This window comes from Rhodococcus sp. G6(2025), from assembly GCF_058628105.1.
This window is the reverse complement of sequence record NZ_CP179750.1, coordinates 5,974,108-5,990,262: the sequence shown is the minus strand read 5'-3', so window position 1 is coordinate 5,990,262 and position 16,155 is coordinate 5,974,108. Positions and strand designations below refer to the sequence as shown.

The 16,155-nt window shown below is 67.9% G+C and carries 13 protein-coding genes; 6 read left to right on the top strand and 7 right to left on the bottom strand.

Annotated elements, in window-relative coordinates:
• Positions 1-128: 128 nt before the first annotated feature.
• On the bottom strand, positions 129-1,541 hold the full coding sequence (locus ACLIVD_RS27725) for a purine-cytosine permease family protein (protein ID WP_283331190.1): 1,413 nt from the start codon (positions 1,539-1,541) through the stop codon (positions 129-131).
• Positions 1,542-1,686: 145 nt separating this feature from the next.
• On the opposite strand from ACLIVD_RS27725, the gene ACLIVD_RS27720 reads away from it, so the two are divergent.
• Complete coding sequence (locus ACLIVD_RS27720) at positions 1,687-2,430, top strand: DUF429 domain-containing protein (RefSeq protein WP_283352674.1); 744 nt, start codon at positions 1,687-1,689, stop codon at positions 2,428-2,430.
• A 112-nt stretch (positions 2,431-2,542) separates the two neighbouring features.
• Positions 2,543-2,998 (top strand): tellurite resistance TerB family protein, encoded by a 456-nt coding sequence (locus ACLIVD_RS27715; RefSeq protein ID WP_005254018.1) that lies wholly within the window; start codon positions 2,543-2,545, stop codon positions 2,996-2,998.
• Between the two features lie 43 nt (positions 2,999-3,041).
• Here the strand turns inward: ACLIVD_RS27715 and ACLIVD_RS27710 are convergent, their stop codons facing one another.
• From ACLIVD_RS27710 to ACLIVD_RS27700, 3 genes are all read right to left on the bottom strand, one after another.
• Entirely contained in the window at positions 3,042-6,314 is a 3,273-nt protein-coding gene (locus tag ACLIVD_RS27710) for an arabinosyltransferase domain-containing protein (RefSeq protein ID WP_491930951.1), read from the bottom strand.
• A gap of 112 nt (positions 6,315-6,426) precedes the next feature.
• Positions 6,427-6,549: a hypothetical protein gene (locus ACLIVD_RS27705; protein ID WP_283331192.1), complete on the bottom strand. Its 123-nt coding sequence runs from the start codon at positions 6,547-6,549 to the stop codon at positions 6,427-6,429.
• Between the two features lie 87 nt (positions 6,550-6,636).
• Positions 6,637-7,215 (bottom strand): DUF4232 domain-containing protein, encoded by a 579-nt coding sequence (locus tag ACLIVD_RS27700; protein ID WP_477952683.1) that lies wholly within the window; start codon positions 7,213-7,215, stop codon positions 6,637-6,639.
• A gap of 163 nt (positions 7,216-7,378) precedes the next feature.
• Between ACLIVD_RS27700 and ACLIVD_RS27695 the strand changes: the two genes are divergently transcribed.
• Entirely contained in the window at positions 7,379-8,803 is a 1,425-nt protein-coding gene (locus ACLIVD_RS27695) for an aldehyde dehydrogenase family protein (protein ID WP_283331194.1), read from the top strand.
• A gap of 161 nt (positions 8,804-8,964) precedes the next feature.
• Positions 8,965-9,762: an SDR family NAD(P)-dependent oxidoreductase gene (locus ACLIVD_RS27690; protein WP_491930950.1), complete on the top strand. Its 798-nt coding sequence runs from the start codon at positions 8,965-8,967 to the stop codon at positions 9,760-9,762.
• On the opposite strand, the gene ACLIVD_RS27685 is transcribed toward ACLIVD_RS27690, so the two are convergent.
• From ACLIVD_RS27685 to ACLIVD_RS27675, 3 genes are all read right to left on the bottom strand, one after another.
• Positions 9,756-11,138, bottom strand: a complete 1,383-nt coding sequence (locus ACLIVD_RS27685; RefSeq protein WP_491930949.1) for a flavin monoamine oxidase family protein — start codon at positions 11,136-11,138, stop codon at positions 9,756-9,758. The two genes, ACLIVD_RS27690 and ACLIVD_RS27685, sit on opposite strands and share 7 nt — an antisense overlap.
• A gap of 176 nt (positions 11,139-11,314) precedes the next feature.
• Positions 11,315-12,385 carry an LLM class flavin-dependent oxidoreductase gene (locus tag ACLIVD_RS27680; RefSeq protein WP_283331197.1) on the bottom strand — a complete coding sequence of 357 codons (1,071 nt, stop codon included), beginning with the start codon at positions 12,383-12,385 and terminating at the stop codon, positions 11,315-11,317.
• 1 nt (position 12,386) lies between these two features.
• Positions 12,387-13,685: an O-acetylhomoserine aminocarboxypropyltransferase/cysteine synthase family protein gene (locus ACLIVD_RS27675; protein WP_283331198.1), complete on the bottom strand. Its 1,299-nt coding sequence runs from the start codon at positions 13,683-13,685 to the stop codon at positions 12,387-12,389.
• A 209-nt stretch (positions 13,686-13,894) separates the two neighbouring features.
• Here ACLIVD_RS27675 and ACLIVD_RS27670 point away from each other — a divergent pair, with 209 nt between their 5' ends.
• A complete protein-coding gene (locus ACLIVD_RS27670) occupies positions 13,895-14,593 on the top strand; it encodes an alpha/beta hydrolase (protein WP_283331199.1) in 699 nt (232 codons plus the stop codon).
• A 53-nt stretch (positions 14,594-14,646) separates the two neighbouring features.
• The gene (locus ACLIVD_RS27665; protein ID WP_283331200.1) at positions 14,647-16,011 is read left to right on the top strand and encodes an aminotransferase class I/II-fold pyridoxal phosphate-dependent enzyme; all 1,365 of its coding nucleotides are present in this window, start codon (positions 14,647-14,649) and stop codon (positions 16,009-16,011) included.
• The last annotated feature ends 144 nt before the right edge of the window (positions 16,012-16,155 follow it).

The following is a 16,155-nucleotide window of genomic DNA, read 5'->3' as shown; positions in this document are numbered from 1 at the left end:
TTTCGACCCTAGCGAGTCGGCGCTGCCGGGTGGTGGACAAACGCGAAACCCTGCCCGAGCGGACAGGGGCGGGCACCACGCACACCGCCCGAGCCTGTAACGGGCTCGGGCGGTGCGGTGTTCGAGGACTACAGGCGCGCAGGCTCACGCGTCGCGGCGGACGTGCTCTTCGCTCCGGTCGAGCCGCGCCGCGCGAGGAGCAGGTAGAGGGGTCCGGTCACCACGAGTCCGGCCACCCAGGACAGGTCGGCGCCGCCGAGGAACGCGGACACCGGGCCCGTGTAGAGGGATGTGGCCATGAACGGAATCTGGACGACGATGCCGAGCAGGTAGGCGGTGATTGCCGTCCAGTTGAACCGGCCGTAGACGCCGCCGTCGAAGCGGAAGATCGACTCGAGGTCGTAGACGCCCTTGTGGATGATGTAGAAGTCGATGAGGTTGATCGCCGTCCACGGCACCAGGACCACCAGGAGGACGACCACCAGATCGACGAAGTGCGCGACGAAGTCGGCCGACAGCGCGATGGCGACGACGGACGCCGCGACGAGGATGATCGTCGAGAGGATGATGCGGGCGTGGGCGGTCGGAATCCAGCGGGCGCGGAACGTCTGGACCGACGTGATGATGGCGAGGACGGCGCCGTACAGGTTCAGCGCGTTGTGGCTGATGACGCTGAGCAGGAACAGCACCAGCATGATGCTGCCGAGGCTTCCCGTCGTCGCCTTGACGCCGTCCATCGTGCCCATGCCGATCGGTGCGGCCAGCGTGACGACCGCGCCGAACGCGAAGGCGAGGAACGAGCCGAGGGTGCAACCGAGGTAGGTCGCCCAGAACGTCGACGGCACACCGACGTCCTTGGGGAGGTACCGCGAGTAGTCGGACACATAGGGTGCGAACGCGATCTGCCAGAGTGCGCCGAGCGACACGGTGGCGAGCCAGCCGGCGAAGTTGAAGTCGCCCCGTGTGAGGAAGTCCGACGGCAGGTCGCCAGTCAGGATCGCGAAGAAGCCCACCAGGATTCCGATCCCGAGGACCCAGGTTCCGATGCGGTTGAGGATGTGGATCAACCGGTAGCCGATGATGCAGATGACGGCGGAGCCGAGAGCCCCGGCCACGATTCCCACGTCCACGGGTATGCCGTTCACGATCCCGTGCATCGACTGGCCGGCCAGGACGATGTTCGACGAGAAGAAGCCGAGATACATGACGGCGGCGATCACCACGATGATGAGCGCCCCGAACGTGCCGAACTGGCCGCGGCTCTGGATCATCTGGGGGATCCCCATCTGGGGTCCCTGCGCCGAATGCAACGCCATCAGGGCGCCGCCGGCGAGATGTCCGACGACGAACGCGACGAGGCTCCACCACAGCGAGAGTCCGAACAGACTGGGGCCGAGGGCGCCGGTCACGATCGGGAGCGGGGCGAGGTTGCCGCCGAACCACAGCGTGAACAGATCGCGAACCTTGCCGTGGCGATCGGATTCCGGGACGAACCCGATGGTGTGCTTCTCCAGCATCGGGGCGACGTGGGTGTCGGGCATCAATCCTCCGAACGGCGCAAGTGCGCCACTTCTAGGTCGAGTAGTGGAGACCACAATGGTCGGAGGCAGTGAATCTGTACAGAACAACTAACTGATGCGTTGCATCACTTCTTCTGATTCAGCAGGTCGGGACTAGCCTGGGCCGATGCGCACCGTGGGAGTCGACCTGGCGGCCGAACCGAAGAAGACGGCCCTGGCGGTCATCGACTGGTCCGACGGTGTGGCCCGCGTCGAGTCCGTCCGGCTGGGAGCCGGGAACGACGCCGTCACCGAGGCCGTGCTGGCCTGCGACAGGACCGGTATCGATGCACCGTTCGGCTGGCCCGACGCGTTCGTCCGCATGGTGTCCGAGCATCATGCCGGCCGACTGTCCGCGGCCAGCGGTCTCGCCAACCGCGAGGGGCGTCGACCGTTGACGAAGCGGCGCACCGACCTCGTGGTGCAGGCCGCGACGGGTATATCCCCGCTCAGTGTGTCGGCGGATCTCATTGCGCACGTCGCGTTGCGCTGCGCCGGAATACTTGCGGAACTCGGCGACCTCGGCATCGACGTCGGACGCGTCGACGGCCGCGTGGTCGAGGCGTATCCGGCGGCCGCGCTGCGCACCTGGGGGCTGGTGTCGCGGGGATACAAGAGCGCTCAGAACCGGGTGACGCTGGGGGAGTTGGTCGACGCGCTCCTGGCGGCCGCGGACTGGTTGGAACTCGGTGCATTCCAGACGATCTGCCGCGAATCGGACGACGCCCTCGACGCCGTGCTGGCCGCCGTCATCGCACGGGCCGCGGCCGTCGGCTGCACAGCACTACCCGAGGGCGACGACCGCGCCGTCGCCGAGCGGGAGGGATGGATCCACGTGCCGACGGGAGGCCTGCAGGCGCTGCAGCCCTAGCGGCGGATTCCTGCGACTGCGCTGGTAGACCGACCGCGGCGACGCCCCCGGGCGAAACCTGGCAAATTGGACACCACACGCACCGTGCGTGGGCACACGAAGAAGGAGTCCAATGGCTTTCTGGGATCAGCTGAAGGCAAAGGCGTTCGAGATGAACGGCCAGCTCAAGACCAAGACGGCACAGTTCCAGAACAAGGAGTTCGCCAACGCCAGCATGGCCATGTGCGCCCTCATCGCCGCGGCGGACGGGACCATCGACCCGTCCGAGCGTCAGAAGACCGCGGCGCTGATCACCAGCAACGAGGCGCTGAGTGTGTTCCCGTCGGACGAGCTGAGTCAGAAGTTCGACTGGTACTGCAGCAAGCTGCAGTCCGATTTCGAGTTCGGCAAGATCGAGGCCACCGCGACCATCGCGAAGCTGAAGTCCAAGCAGGATCAGGCACGTGCCGTCATCCAGATAGGCATCGTCATCGGTGGCGCCGACGGCAACTTCGACCAGCACGAGCGAAACGTGGTGCGCGACGCCTGTTTCGCCGTCGGCATCGCCCCGGCGGAATTCGAACTCTGAGGTGATCGGTGACGCGCCCGGCTCACGGGCGCGTCACCGACGCTCAGTAGGCCGTGATGATCGGCGCCGGGTTCCACATGCCCGAACGCTGAGTCCGGGTGGTGTCGATCTCCGCGGTCTTCGCGTCGGGGTCGAGCGGGGAGTACTGCTCCACTCCGCCCCAGTCACGGTCCCAGTCGTCCCGCAGATACGACGGTATGGTTCGGCTCGCCCGGGTCATCTCGATCCAGCCCAGGGGGCCTCCGCCGTACCGGTCCTGCCACAGGCTCGTCATGATCGCGCCGGGACGGTCGGGAAGGATCCGGTACTCGGGCGCCTCCGCGACCCCGGTGCGGTGGTCGAACGGTCGCTGGCACGGAAAGGCAAGTCCCACAGCCCAGTCGATCATCACGGGTGCGTCGGATCCGATCACGTCGTTCAGTGTCTGCGTCCGCGGAACACGCGGCGGTGTCACCGCCAGCCACTGCTGCGGATCACTGTCCGAATCCGACGCCACGAGTCGGATCACATCCGTATCGTCCGGCAGGGAATCGAGCGGAACGCGCAGATTTCGCCAGGACGGTGCCGGGCCGATGTCGATCGGCGTCACGCGTCCCGCCACCGCGACCGCGCCGTCCGGCCCCGTGGTGCCGTATTCCACCTCGAGGTTCTGGCCGTACGTGACGACGCCGTCCGCGTCGACGGAGTGGATGCGACCCGCCGCGGCGATGGAGATGATGTCGCCCGCCCCGGCGTCCGAGTCGGGATTCGGCAACCGGTACCAATCGGTGGTCAGTGACGCGTCGCCGTCGCTGCCGTCGCTGCCGAGGACCGGCGTGCGGTCGGGGTCGAGGCCGAACGGCAGGGCCACCGCGCTGCCGTTGACGCCCACCGCGCCGGCGCCGCCGCCGGTGCCCGCAGCATTGCTCGACGCCGTCTGCTCGGTGTTGTCGGTCTTGACGGAGTTGGCGACACCCGCATCCGACGATTCCTCGTCGGCACTGAGGTCGCCGGCGACGCCGTTCGGTGTGAAGCCGACGGTGCCGGTACCCGCCAGGGCGGTGGCGGCGTCGCCGGACAGCGGTTGCAGCAGCGACGCGTTCGGATCGGTTTCGAGCAGGACGTCGTTGGCGAGACCGCACGGTGCGCCGGTGACGGCGTCGACGTTGGAACGGGCGAGGGAGAACGCGGGATACTGCGCGACCGCGCCCTTCGCCATCGACAGCACCTCGAACAGCACCATCGCGGCGGCCGCCACCGTCAACGGCGGGATCGCCCACAACCGGCGTCGCCGCACGGCGTCGGTCCGGGTGTAGGGCTCGCGGAAGTAGCACCACGCCGCGATCAGCAGCATCACCAGCGTGGCGCCGAGGAGGATCGTGCCGGCGCCCAGGCCGGCGATCGACACCGGCTTGTCCCACCACGGGACGCTGTAACTGGACACGTACCACCACCCGTTGGTGCTGGTGAAACACATCGCCAGCAGGAACAGCACGGCGGCCGCGAACAGGGCGCGGTTGCGCGGCGAGCGCACCACGGCGGTGCTCACCGCCACGGACGCCAGGACGGCGAGCGACCCTGCGAGGCCGGCGTAGATGCCGAAGTGGTGCGTCCACTTGGTGGGCGTGAACATCATCAGCCCCATCGCGGCAAGCGTGATGCCGATGAGCCGCCGCGACGGTCCGGCCGCGGTCCCGGGGATCCGGCCGCCCTTGCGGAGCATCACGAAGACCGTCACGGCCAGGCTCAGCACCATCACGAACACGCCGAACCGGCGCGCCAGTGAACCGTCGACCGAGATGTTCAGCAGGTACTGGTAGCGGAGGTACTCGTCGAACCAGGGAACGTTGGGGCCGATCGCATGTACGTGCTGCATCTCCATGACGGCGGCGAGGGTCTGGTCGGCAAACACCGCCACCAGGATCACCGTCCCCGACGCGACGAGCGGCGCCAGCAAGGCGACGTACCCCACCGTCTTGGCCCGCGCGATCACGATCTGCAGGATCGGCCGGGCGCCCGCGACCAGGGCGCCGAAACAGATCAACCCGGACGGCCCCGCGGTCAGCGTCGCCGCACCGACCAGAATCGCCACCGCGGCGGGCAGCAGTCGCCGGGTCGCGACGGCGCGTTCCACCGAGCACCACGTGAGCAGCACGCCCACCGCGACGATCGGCTCGGGCCGCAGACCGTTGTTGTACGGGAGCCAGAACGCGAGGAACACCAATCCGCCGGTCCACAGCGCGAGCCGGTTGCCCCGGACCGCGGCGCCGAGTCGCGGTGCGACCTCACGGCTGATCACCAGCCACGCGACGATACCGGCGAGCAGCGCGGGCAGACGCACGAACGGGCTCGCCGGTGTGATGTTCGCCAGCACCGCGAGGACGTCGTAATACGGAGACCCGAACGGCGCCTCCGGGACGCCGTACCAGCGGAAGTAATTGGCCATATAACCCGCCGCCTCGGACGTGCGGGCCATGTTGAACTGATAGCCGTCGTCGGAGGTGGAAGCGCCGATGAAATGCCACAGCACCAGCGTGCCGATGACGACGGCATCGACGGCCCCGAACGACCACCAGCGGGTGGGCAGGAATCGTCGTGCCCGGCGCCCGTCCACGTCGTCGAGACGGTGCAGCGCCACCAGCGCCAGAATCGTCGCGAGCGCGCCCACCACCACGGCGACGAACTTGAGGGTCGACGGCGTCGACGAGAAGCGGCTGTCGATCTCAGCGGTCACCTGCAGTCCGTCGGGCGCCGCACTGTCGAGGTCGCTGAAGATGCCCACCATCTGCGGGCGGAGGTCGCCGTCGACGACGGTCGGTGCGTCCTGGCCTGCCGCGCCGAAACCGGCGGTGGTCCGCGTGGAATCCGACGACACCACGAGCGCGCAGTCTGCGGGTAGCTGGTCCAGCGGCGATGACAGCAGCACCTTGTTCCGCAACAGCACCTCGACGCCGGCGGGACCGTCCGGGGTCGCGGGATTCACCCTGGCGACCAGTCCGTACCTCCCGGCGTCGGCGGCGCCCGCGGGGGCGGTGGAGGTCAGGATCCCGCCGCGGTCGGCGAGTTCGCCGACCGCCGAACAGGGGATCTGCACGTCGAGGCTCAGCGGCGCGTAGGTGACGAGCGGTGCCTCGACGCTTCCGGTGCTGCCGTTCTGCGGCCAGCTGAGGGTCGCGCTGTCCTGCTCGACCGGAAGGAACGGGAGCGACAACGTGAGCAGCACTCCGAAGACGGAGGCGATGATCGCGAGAAGGCGGGCGGAGCGGACCGACTGACCGAGGGGAGATGACTGGGGCGGGGTCCCGATCGGCGACTCGTCCGAGTCGTCTCTGGACACTTTCGCCGATTCCAGCCTGCTGTCAGTCACGACGTCGGATAGTACCCATCCGCGACAATTGTTAGCGAAGGCAAGGAACAGGTCCGGTTCGAGGGCCGGCCGCCCCGGTGGATCACATGTGGAAGTGCTTCAGGATCCGCGACCGGCGTTGCGGTCGGGTGAGGAGATGGTGGTGGTGCCGCGGACCGCGGCGGTGCTGAACCTCGGAATGCACTTCGCGGATGATCTCGAACATGTCTCCGCCTTCCTTCTACGCGAGTCGGTAGCCCGACGGTAGGTCGGGAACAGGGTGAGCCGATTCACCCGGGGCGGGTGAACCAGGTCACCCGATCACGGGCTGCACCGACAGCTGTTTCACGCCGGTCTGCGAACAGCCGGTGGTGGGGTAGGGGAGGAATACCGACCCGGTGTCGTCGGGTGGGTACACCCGGAATCCCGCGACCGGAGTGGGGCCACAGGTCTCGGCCGGATAGTTCTGCACCACCGTGGCACGCACCGCTGCGGTGGCCCGTGCGCCCGGGGCGACCGTCACCGGAGTCTCGGTTCCGCCGTCCCGCTCGGCCGCGGCACCTACCTGCGGACCGCCCTGGGACGCGACGTACGAGACCCCGGGGTATCCGTGGAGGACGCAGCTGCGGGTGCCGGTGTTGGTGAAGACGAGCGGGATCTCCTGAGATCCGGCGGCCCCGCTCGCCTGTCCGAGCGTCACCTGTAGTTCGCCGATCAGGCAGCGGTCGGGGTGCGGTGCGGTCGCCTCGGACGGTGCGGATCTCGTGACGGTGATGTCACGCGAGGGTTCGGCGGTCCCCGTCTCGTCCGTCGAGCCACAGGCCGAGGCGGTGAGCGCGGCGGCGATTCCGAGTACGCCGAGAAGGGCGCGTGCCGGTGACTGCGTGCGCATCTGATCGCTCCTCCTATTGATGTGCTGCCGTAGTCGATGGTCCGTGATCGGTGCCGTCCCGGTGTGTGGTTCGGGGAGATCGCATTCGCCCCTCGCCGGACGATTCCGGTCGTAGGCTGCGGGGCGGCAGGGGATCCGCAACACTTTCACTGGAGGCTGACCGATGAGCGAAGTTCTGGACCGGACCAAGATCTACATCGACGGATCCTGGGTCGATTCGCAGGGGACGGGCCGGATCGACGTGGTGAATCCGGCCACCGAGGACGTCATCGCGGTGGTCGCCGAGGGCACCGCCGACGACGTCGATCGCGCCGCGAAGGCCGCGCGAGCAGCCTTCCCCGCGTGGTCTGCGCTCAGCGGCAAGGAACGCGGCGAGTACCTCCGGAAGGCCGCTGCGCTGATCCAGGAGCGCCTCGACGACTTCACTGCCCTGGTGTCCCGCGACATGGGCATGCCGCTGGGATTCGCGAAGCCCATCCAGATCGGCATGCCGCTCGCGAACCTCGCCGCGTTCGCCGAACTGGCCGCCACCTATGACTTCGACGCCCACGAGGTGGGCAACTCGCTGATCGTGCGCGAGCCGATCGGTGTGGTCGGGGCGATCACCCCGTGGAATTTCCCGCTCCACCAGGTGGTGCTCAAGGTCGGCGGTGCTCTGGCCGCGGGGTGCACCGTGGTGCTCAAGCCGACCGAGGTGGCGCCGCTCGCCACGTACGCGCTCGCCGACGTCTTCGACGAAATCGGTCTGCCGGCAGGCGTGTTCAACCTCGTCAGCGGATTCGGGCCCGTCGTGGGCGAGGCGATCGCCGGCCATCCCGAGGTGGACATGGTCTCGTTCACCGGCTCCACCCGCGCGGGCAAGAGGGTCGCGGTGGTCGCGGCCGAGACGGTGAAGAAGGTGGCACTCGAGCTCGGCGGCAAGTCCGCCAACGTCATCCTCGACGACGCCGACCTGACGAAGGCGGTCACCGACGGAGTGGCCAAGTGTTTCCTCAACTCCGGTCAGACCTGCTCGGCGCTGACCCGGATGCTGGTCCCCGCGGGCAAGGTGGACGAGGCCGCCGCCATCGCGGCGCAGGTCGCGCAGAACTACTCGGTCGGCGATCCGACGGCCGCCACCTCGGTGCTGGGGCCGCTGGTGAACTCGAACCAGCTGAAGCGGGTGCGCGGCTACATCGAACAGGGCATCGCGGAAGGCGCGCACGCCGTACTCGACGGCCGGGAGACCGGCCAGGAATCCGGCTACTTCGTCGGCCCCACCGTGTTCTCCGGTGTCACCGAGGACATGACCATCGCCAAGGAGGAGATCTTCGGCCCCGTCCTGTCGATCATCGGATACCAGGACGAGGACGACGCCGTGCGGATCGCCAACGCGACGGAGTACGGCCTCGCCGCCGGCGTGTGGTCCGGTGACCAGGACCGGGCCGACCGCGTCGCGCGGCAGCTGCGCGCCGGCCAGGTCGAGGTGAACGGCGGCGCGTTCAACACCAACGCCCCGTTCGGCGGGTACAAGCAGTCGGGCATCGGCCGCGAGGCCGGCGTCCTCGGCTTCGAGGAGTTCCTCGAGATCAAGTCGATCCAGCGGTAGGCGGCTTCGCCGCCCGTGCGCCATTTTGGTAGTGACTGCTACCAGAAAGGCGCACGGGTGCGGAGCGCAATTGGCCTCACGCTGAACCGAATCCGTGACTCCCGACCGCCGCGGTCCTACCCTCGAACCGAGGGGTGGACAGTGGAGATGAGGAGAACGACATGGATCTCGGTCTGGGCGGCAAGCGGGCCGTCGTCACCGGCGGCAGCCGCGGAATCGGTTTCGCGATCGCGCGGAGCCTCGCGTCGGAGGGGGTCGACGTGGTGCTCGCGGCCAGGGGCGTCGAGGCGCTGGAATTGGCGGCGAAGACGCTGTCGCAGGAGACCGGGCGCCGGGTGATCGGCGTCCCCACCGACACCGGCGACGACGGTTCGGTGCGCGCCCTCGTGCAGCGGACGGTGGACGAACTCGGCGGCGTCGACATTCTCGTGAACGCCGCGGCCGAACCGTGGAGTGCCGGCAAGCCGAGCGACTTCGCGTCCACCACCGACGACGTGGTGCGCGCCGAACTCGAGATCAAGGTGCTCGGCTATCTGCGGACCGCCCGCGCGGTGGCACCGCACCTCGTGGAGCAGGGGTGGGGACGGATCATCAATATCAGCGGGCTCGGTGCACGCCAGGCCAATTCCATCGCGCAGACCGTGCGGAACGTCGGTGTGTCGGCGCTGACGAAGAACCTCGCCGACGAACTCGGACCGCACGGAATCAACGTGACGGTGGTGCATCCGGGACCGACGCGGACGGAGCGACTCGTCGACCGGTTGGCCAAGCAGTCCGAGGACGAAGGTGTACCGGTCGCCGAGTTGGAGTCGCGGCTGGCCACCAACTCGATCCACCGGCTGATCGACGCGAGCGAGGTCGCGGACGTCGTCACGTTCCTGGCGTCACCGCGCAGTGTCGGGATCACCGGCGACGCGGTGGCCGTCGGCGGTGGTGCTCCGGGCGCCGTCTATTACTGAGCGTGGGCGGGTGACAGCACGCCGTCGTGTTCGGTGACTTCCCGGGCGGCGCGCTCCCCGGACCGGATGGCCCCGTCGACCCAGCCGCACATCACGGACGAACTCTCCGTGCCGGCCCAGTGAATGCGACCGCAGGGCTTGCGGAGGGCGTGCCCGAATTGGGTGAGCACTCCCGTCGGCGCATGACTGAGCATGCCGCCGCCGGAGTAGCGCTCGACGCTCCAGTTCTGCTCGATGTAGTCGACGGGGGAGGCTGCCTTATTTCCGAACCTCGCGGTCAACTCGCCGAGCACGGCCTTCTTCCGTTCCGCTTCCGGCAGTGTCCCGAGCTTGCGGGCGATCGGTCCCTCGACGATCACGCATAGAACACCGGGACGTCCCGTATCCGTGCTCGCGTCGATGGTGACGGTCGCGGGGGAGTCGGGTGCCGCCGACTGCCCCGACAGTCCGGCGGCGCGCCAGAAGGGTTCGTCGTAGAGGACGGCGATCTTCATGACCGCACCGCTCGGCATTCGCTGGTGCAGGAAGGACCGATCCATCGGCAGCAGCGGTTCGTAGACGATCTGGCTCGCGATCGCGAGGGGTACCGCGACGATCGCTCTCCGGGCCCGCACGGCCAGATCCGCGGAGCGGACGGTCACGCCGTCGCCGTCCTGCGCGATGTCCCGGACGGGTTGTGACAGGTGGAGCGCGTCGCCGATCTCGGCTGCCATCGGACGATAGACGGCACCCATTCCGCCGACCGGCCGCGCGTCCTCGGCGGCGTCCTTCACACCGAGGACGAAACTCGGACCGCCGCCGGATGCCATCTGGTACAGGACGAACAGCATCGACACCTCGGACGCCGCGGACGTGTAGCAGCCGGCGATGGCGGTCTCGAGAAGGTCGTGGGCGGGTGTGGACAGCGTGTTGTCGCCGAGCCATTTGGCGAGGCTGATCGAGTCCCACTTCGCTGCCTTCTTCGCCTCCCACGGCGCGTCCAGCGGGATCGTCTTGCACATCTCGCCGAGTTCGACGAACACGGCGCCGAGATTCGCGGCCGCCCACGGACTCATCGTCAGGGGAATCGTGCCCCTGTACCGGTACTGCTTGCCGTCGACGACCATCATCGCCTCGCCGTCGGTGTACTGCTTGTAACTCTTGACGCCGAATTCGTCCATCAGGGCGTAGATCCGGTCCTGTCCCGGCCCGATCCACGCACCGCCCCGATCGATCCACGAACCGTCTTCGCGGACCTCGGTGAACGTTCGGCCGCCGATCCGGTCACGCGCCTCCACGAGCGCGACCGATTGTCCGGCCTGCTTCAGGCGCAGTGCCGCCGTCAGTCCGGCGAATCCGGCGCCTACGACGCAATAGTCGACCTCGATGTCTGTCATGACACATCCCCTCGCGCTGCGCGCGCGGCCCTCGTGCGGCCGTATGTAACGGGTGCGCCGCCATTGGTCCTGGGGGTGTGAATTCCTCTCTCCGGGAATGAAATCGCCGCGCACAGAACATATTCATCCTTACTCGCGGCGAGTGGTCCGGTCAAGGCCCGACCCGTGAGTACTTGTTAACCGCCCGTGGTTAACAAGTACTCACGGGTGGGGACGAGCGGGAAGACCTGCTCGGCGATGCGCTCGAGTTCCTCGTGCGCGGGGGAGCACTGGATGAGCAGCAGGGTGAGACCGGCATCCTGGTAGGCGCGGATCTTCTCGGCGACCTGTTCCGGTGTGCCGACGAGGTCGGGACGCAGTCCACGTGTGCCGACGGAGTACTCGCGCCTGGACAGCTCGACGTCGAGTTCGGAGTTCTTCACGAACTCCTCGAACGACGCATACCCGGGCGAGTGCGGATCGACGGTGGTGATGCGTTCGAGTTCGGCGCGGGCCTCGGCTTCGGTGTCGCGCACGATGATGTACGTGGACATGCCGAATTCGGCCATGTCCCGCTGGTGGATTCGCTGCGACCGTGCGTTCATGTCCGCGATCTTCGTGCGCACCTCCTCGACGGTGCCGCCGTGCAGCACATACGAGTCGGCGAAGGTCGCGATCGATTCGCGGCCGCTCTCGCTCTCCCCGCCCGCGAAGACCGGGGGATGGATGCCGGGCTTCGGCGACAGGATCGAGTCGCGCACGCTGAAGTGCTCGCCCTGGTAGGTGAACGGGGTGTGCTCCCAGAGCCCACGGAGAACGTCGACGAATTCGGTGGCCTGCCGGTATCGATCGTCGTGCCGGGTGAAGGCGCCGCCGTACTGTCGGGCTTCCTCCTCCCACCACGCGGCGACGACGTTGAGCGCGAACCGTGCCGCACCCGCCTCGGTTGTTCCGGCGATGTCGGTGATCGTCGCCGATTCCTTCGCGGTGACCGCCGGCAGGTGGAATCCCGGTCGCACCGCCGTCATCACCCGGAGTTGTTCGGTGACCGCGAGGATCGCCGACGACAGCGACCACGCCTCGAGGCTGGGCGCGTCGACGCCCTTGCGGTCGTTGAGATAGAGCTCGGGCACGAGGGTGGTGTGGTATCCGAGACGATCGGCGAGCTGTGCGAGCTTCTTGACGTAGGCCCAGGTGGCGGGCATCCCTTCGTCGCCGAGGTTGCGCAGGAAGCCGCCGTAGATGGGCGTCCAGTAGCCGAAGTGCATGTCATTCCTCCGTGATGGCGTCGAGCGAAGCACGCAGATCGTCGACGAGGTCCTCCAGGTTTTCCAGTCCGATCGACAATCGGACGGTGCGGTAGCCGAATCCGGCGTCGCGGAGTTGCGTGTCGCCGAGATGGCTGTGCGTGGTGGTGGCGGGGTGTACTACCAGCGAACGGGCGTCGCCGATGTTGGCGACGATGGCGAACAATTGCAGCGAGTCGATGAACTTCGCCACCTTCGAGTCGTCGACGGCGAGATCGAACGAGAAGACCGAGCCGGCGCCGCGTGGCAGATACCGTTGGGCGGCAGCGTGCCACCGGTTGTCCGGCAATCCGGGGTAGTTGACCTTGGCGACCGCGGGATGGCCGTCGAGGAAGTGTGCGATCGCCAGCGCCGAACCGACCTGCCGTTCCAGCCGCAGGTCCAGCGTCTCCAACCCCTGAAGCAGCTGGAACGAATTGAACGGGGACAGTGCGGGACCGAGATCGTGGACGATCTTCGTCTTCGCGTAGACCAGGTAGGCGCTGCGTTCGCGGCCGAACTCTTCCCATAGCACGAGGTCACCGATGCGCGGGTATGGCTCGGTGAACTGGGTCCACCGCTGCGGTTCCGCGCCGAAGTCGAACGTGCCGAGGTCCACGATCACACCACCCAGCGAACTGCCGTGCCCACCGATGAACTTGGTGGCCGAGTACACGGTGATGTCGGCTCCGAAGTCCTTCGGGCGGAGCAGATACGGGGTGGCGATCGTGTTGTCGACGATCAGCGGGACCCCCGCCTGGTGCGCGATGTCGGCCACGGCCCGGACGTCGAGCACGGAGGCGACGGGGTTGCCGATCGTCTCGGCGAAGAAGGCCCGGGTCTCCGGACGCGCGGACGCACGCCAGGCGTCGAGGTCGTCCTGATCGACGAGCGTGACCTCGATCCCGAAGTCCGCGAAGGTGTCGGTGAGGAGATCGACGGTTCCCCCGTACAGCTGCCGCGCCGCGACGATGTGCTGTCCGGACTTGGCGAGCGTGAGGAGGGCGACCGCGACAGCGGACTGCCCGGAACCCGTGGCCAGGGCGGCGACTCCGTCGTCGAGATCGGCGAGGCGCTGCTCGAACACGGCCTGCGTGGGATTCCCGGTGCGGCTGTACAGGTTTCCCTTCCGGCGGAGGGAGAAGATGTCCCGTGCCTGTTCGAAGCTGCCGAAATCGTAGGCAACCGATTGGTAGATCGGGGGGATCGCGGTGTTCTGCGGCGTTCCGGGTTGATAGCCGGTGCGGACCTGCCGGGTCGCGAACCCTGTGGTCTCGGGCATCGGTGTGTCTGTCCCTTCGTCGATACTTCTGGGTGAATGGCAGAGCGGGTGAATGGCAGAGCAAAACGAATATGTTCGGAACAAAACACGAAGCGCGGCGAGAAGGCACGCGTTTTGTTCTGCTCGAGCATTAGTCTTGTTCGACCTCGCGCGTGTGGGTCAGGGTGACGCAGTCAATCCTGCGAACAATCCCCCGAATGAGGTAATCAGTGGACATCGACTGGCTGGAACCCGAAGCGACTGTGCGTGGCTCGGTGATCGTGGTCGCCGGCCGCGGTGAGCATGCTCACGTGTACCGCCGGTTCGCCCGCCGGATCGCCTTCGACGGTTACCGTGTCGCGGTGGTGGAGAACGATCCCGCGGCGACTGCTCGGGTGATCGCCGATGCGGAGACCGATCTTCCGGTCACCCTCGTCGGGTCGGACAGCGGCACCCTGACCGCCCTCGACCTGGCCGCGACGCATCCGGCCGTGTCCGGTGTGGTGGCCGCGGGTCTTCTCGTCGCGGGCGCCGACGCCTTCACCGGAGAGTGGGACGGCGAACTCGAGATCCGTTCCGCGTGTCCCGTGCATCGGGGGGTCCTGTCGTCGGCCGACGCTCTCGAGCGGGGAACGCTCGGTGCGGAAACGCCGGTCGCCACGGCCGATTCGCTGACCCACGTGCAGGTTCCCGTCCTCGTCGTGCACGGCGGCGCCGACGTACTGAGCCCGGCAGCGGACGTCCTGGCCGTCACGTCCGCGTTGCCCGACGCCCGGGTCGTCGTCGTTCACGAGGGGCTGCACGACATCCTCAACGACGTGTCCCACCGGTCGGTCGCCGCTGAGATCGTGCAGTTCCTCGAGCGTCTCCGCCTGCCCGGGACGCCCGACATCATCCTCCGCGAACCGGCCGGGGCACTCGCGCAGTGACCCGGACTCGCGGGGCGCGGGGGCGGTAGTGGTTGTCGATCGAAGGGGTGTGGATGTCAGCGGTGCTGGAGTCGGAGACGATAGCTCCGGAGTGGTTGCTCGACAAGATCGACGGCCGCACCGCGGAACTGGCCGATGCCGTCGCCGACCTCATCAGGTCGGGTGAGCTCGGCCCCGGCGATCGCCTGCCGACCGTCCGCGCACTCGCGAAATCGACCGATCTCAGTGTCGGTGCGATCGTCAACGCGTGGGGCCGGTTGCAGGAACAGGGGTTCGTGCAGACCCGTCGCCGCGGCGGCACCGTTGTTCTTCCGCCGCTCGACAGCGTGCCCGAGCGTGGCATACCGGACTGGCGTGGCGTCGACCTGGCGCAGAATGCACCGGACCTGGCGCTGCAGCCCTCCCTGTCCGACGCTTTGTTGTCCAGTCTGGACGCCGAGACATTGAATGTGTTCGGCCGGGAACTGATGACCGAGCGGTTGCGGAATGCCGTCGCGCCGGGTTGGCCGTTCGAACCGGAGGCCTGGGCCACGGCGGGCGGTGGCACCGAGGCGCTGTTGCTGGCCGTGGAGGCGGCGGCACCACCCGGTTCGATGGTGGCCGTCGACGAGCCCCTGGGCCCGGGTGTTCTCGACACCCTCCGCGACCTGGGGTTGGATGCGGTCGGGGTCGGCGCCGACCGCGACGGCCCCCGGCCGGACGCTCTCGACGCGGCCCTGACCGCCGGCGCGGTGGCTTTCGTGTTCCAGCCCGGTGCGCCGTTCGCCGTCGACCATGCGGTCAGCGCGCGGCGCACGAGTGAACTCACCGAGGTGTTGCGGCGGCATCCGGCCGTGTGGGTCGTCGAGGACGACTCGATCGGACCGCTCGAACCGCAGCAGCCTCCCTCTCTGGGATCGGTACTGCCGCAGCGTGTCGTCCGGATCCGCAGCTACTGCAAGGCATACGGGATCGACGTGCGGACCTCCGTTCTCGGCGGGTCCCGCGAACTGATCGAGAAGGCCATGAAGGTGCGCAGCCACGGAGTCGGCTCGAACAGCCGGATCCTGCAGAACACCCTCGCCCATCTGATCGGCAGCGCCGACGCCGAGCACGCGGTCACGGCGGCGCACGAGCGCTACGCCGCCAGACGCACGTCGCTGCTGGGGGCGCTGATCGACCGTGGCATCGAGGCTTTCGCGGGCCCGCACAGTCTGGTCGTGTGGGTAACGGTGTCGGACGAGACCGCGGCCCTCGTCGCGTTGGCGCGGCAGGGCATCTCGGTGGGGGCCGGATCCCGCTCGTTCGTGCAGGCGCCCGCACGCCAACTCCTACGCCTGTCGGCCACCCAATTGCCCGACGACCCGGACCTGATCGGGCAACTCGCCGACGTCGTCGCGGTGGCCGTCGCGGAGTCGTCGCGCGAGTTCTTCGACTGATCGGACTTTGTTCGACAGCCCTGCGGGACATACGAAATATGTTTTGAAACATCGAGAATTTAATACTCTGCACGCGTCTGTTTGCTCCATACACTTCAACGCGGCGTGCCGAGGCAGGTGCCTGACGGCGAACGACGAAGGAGC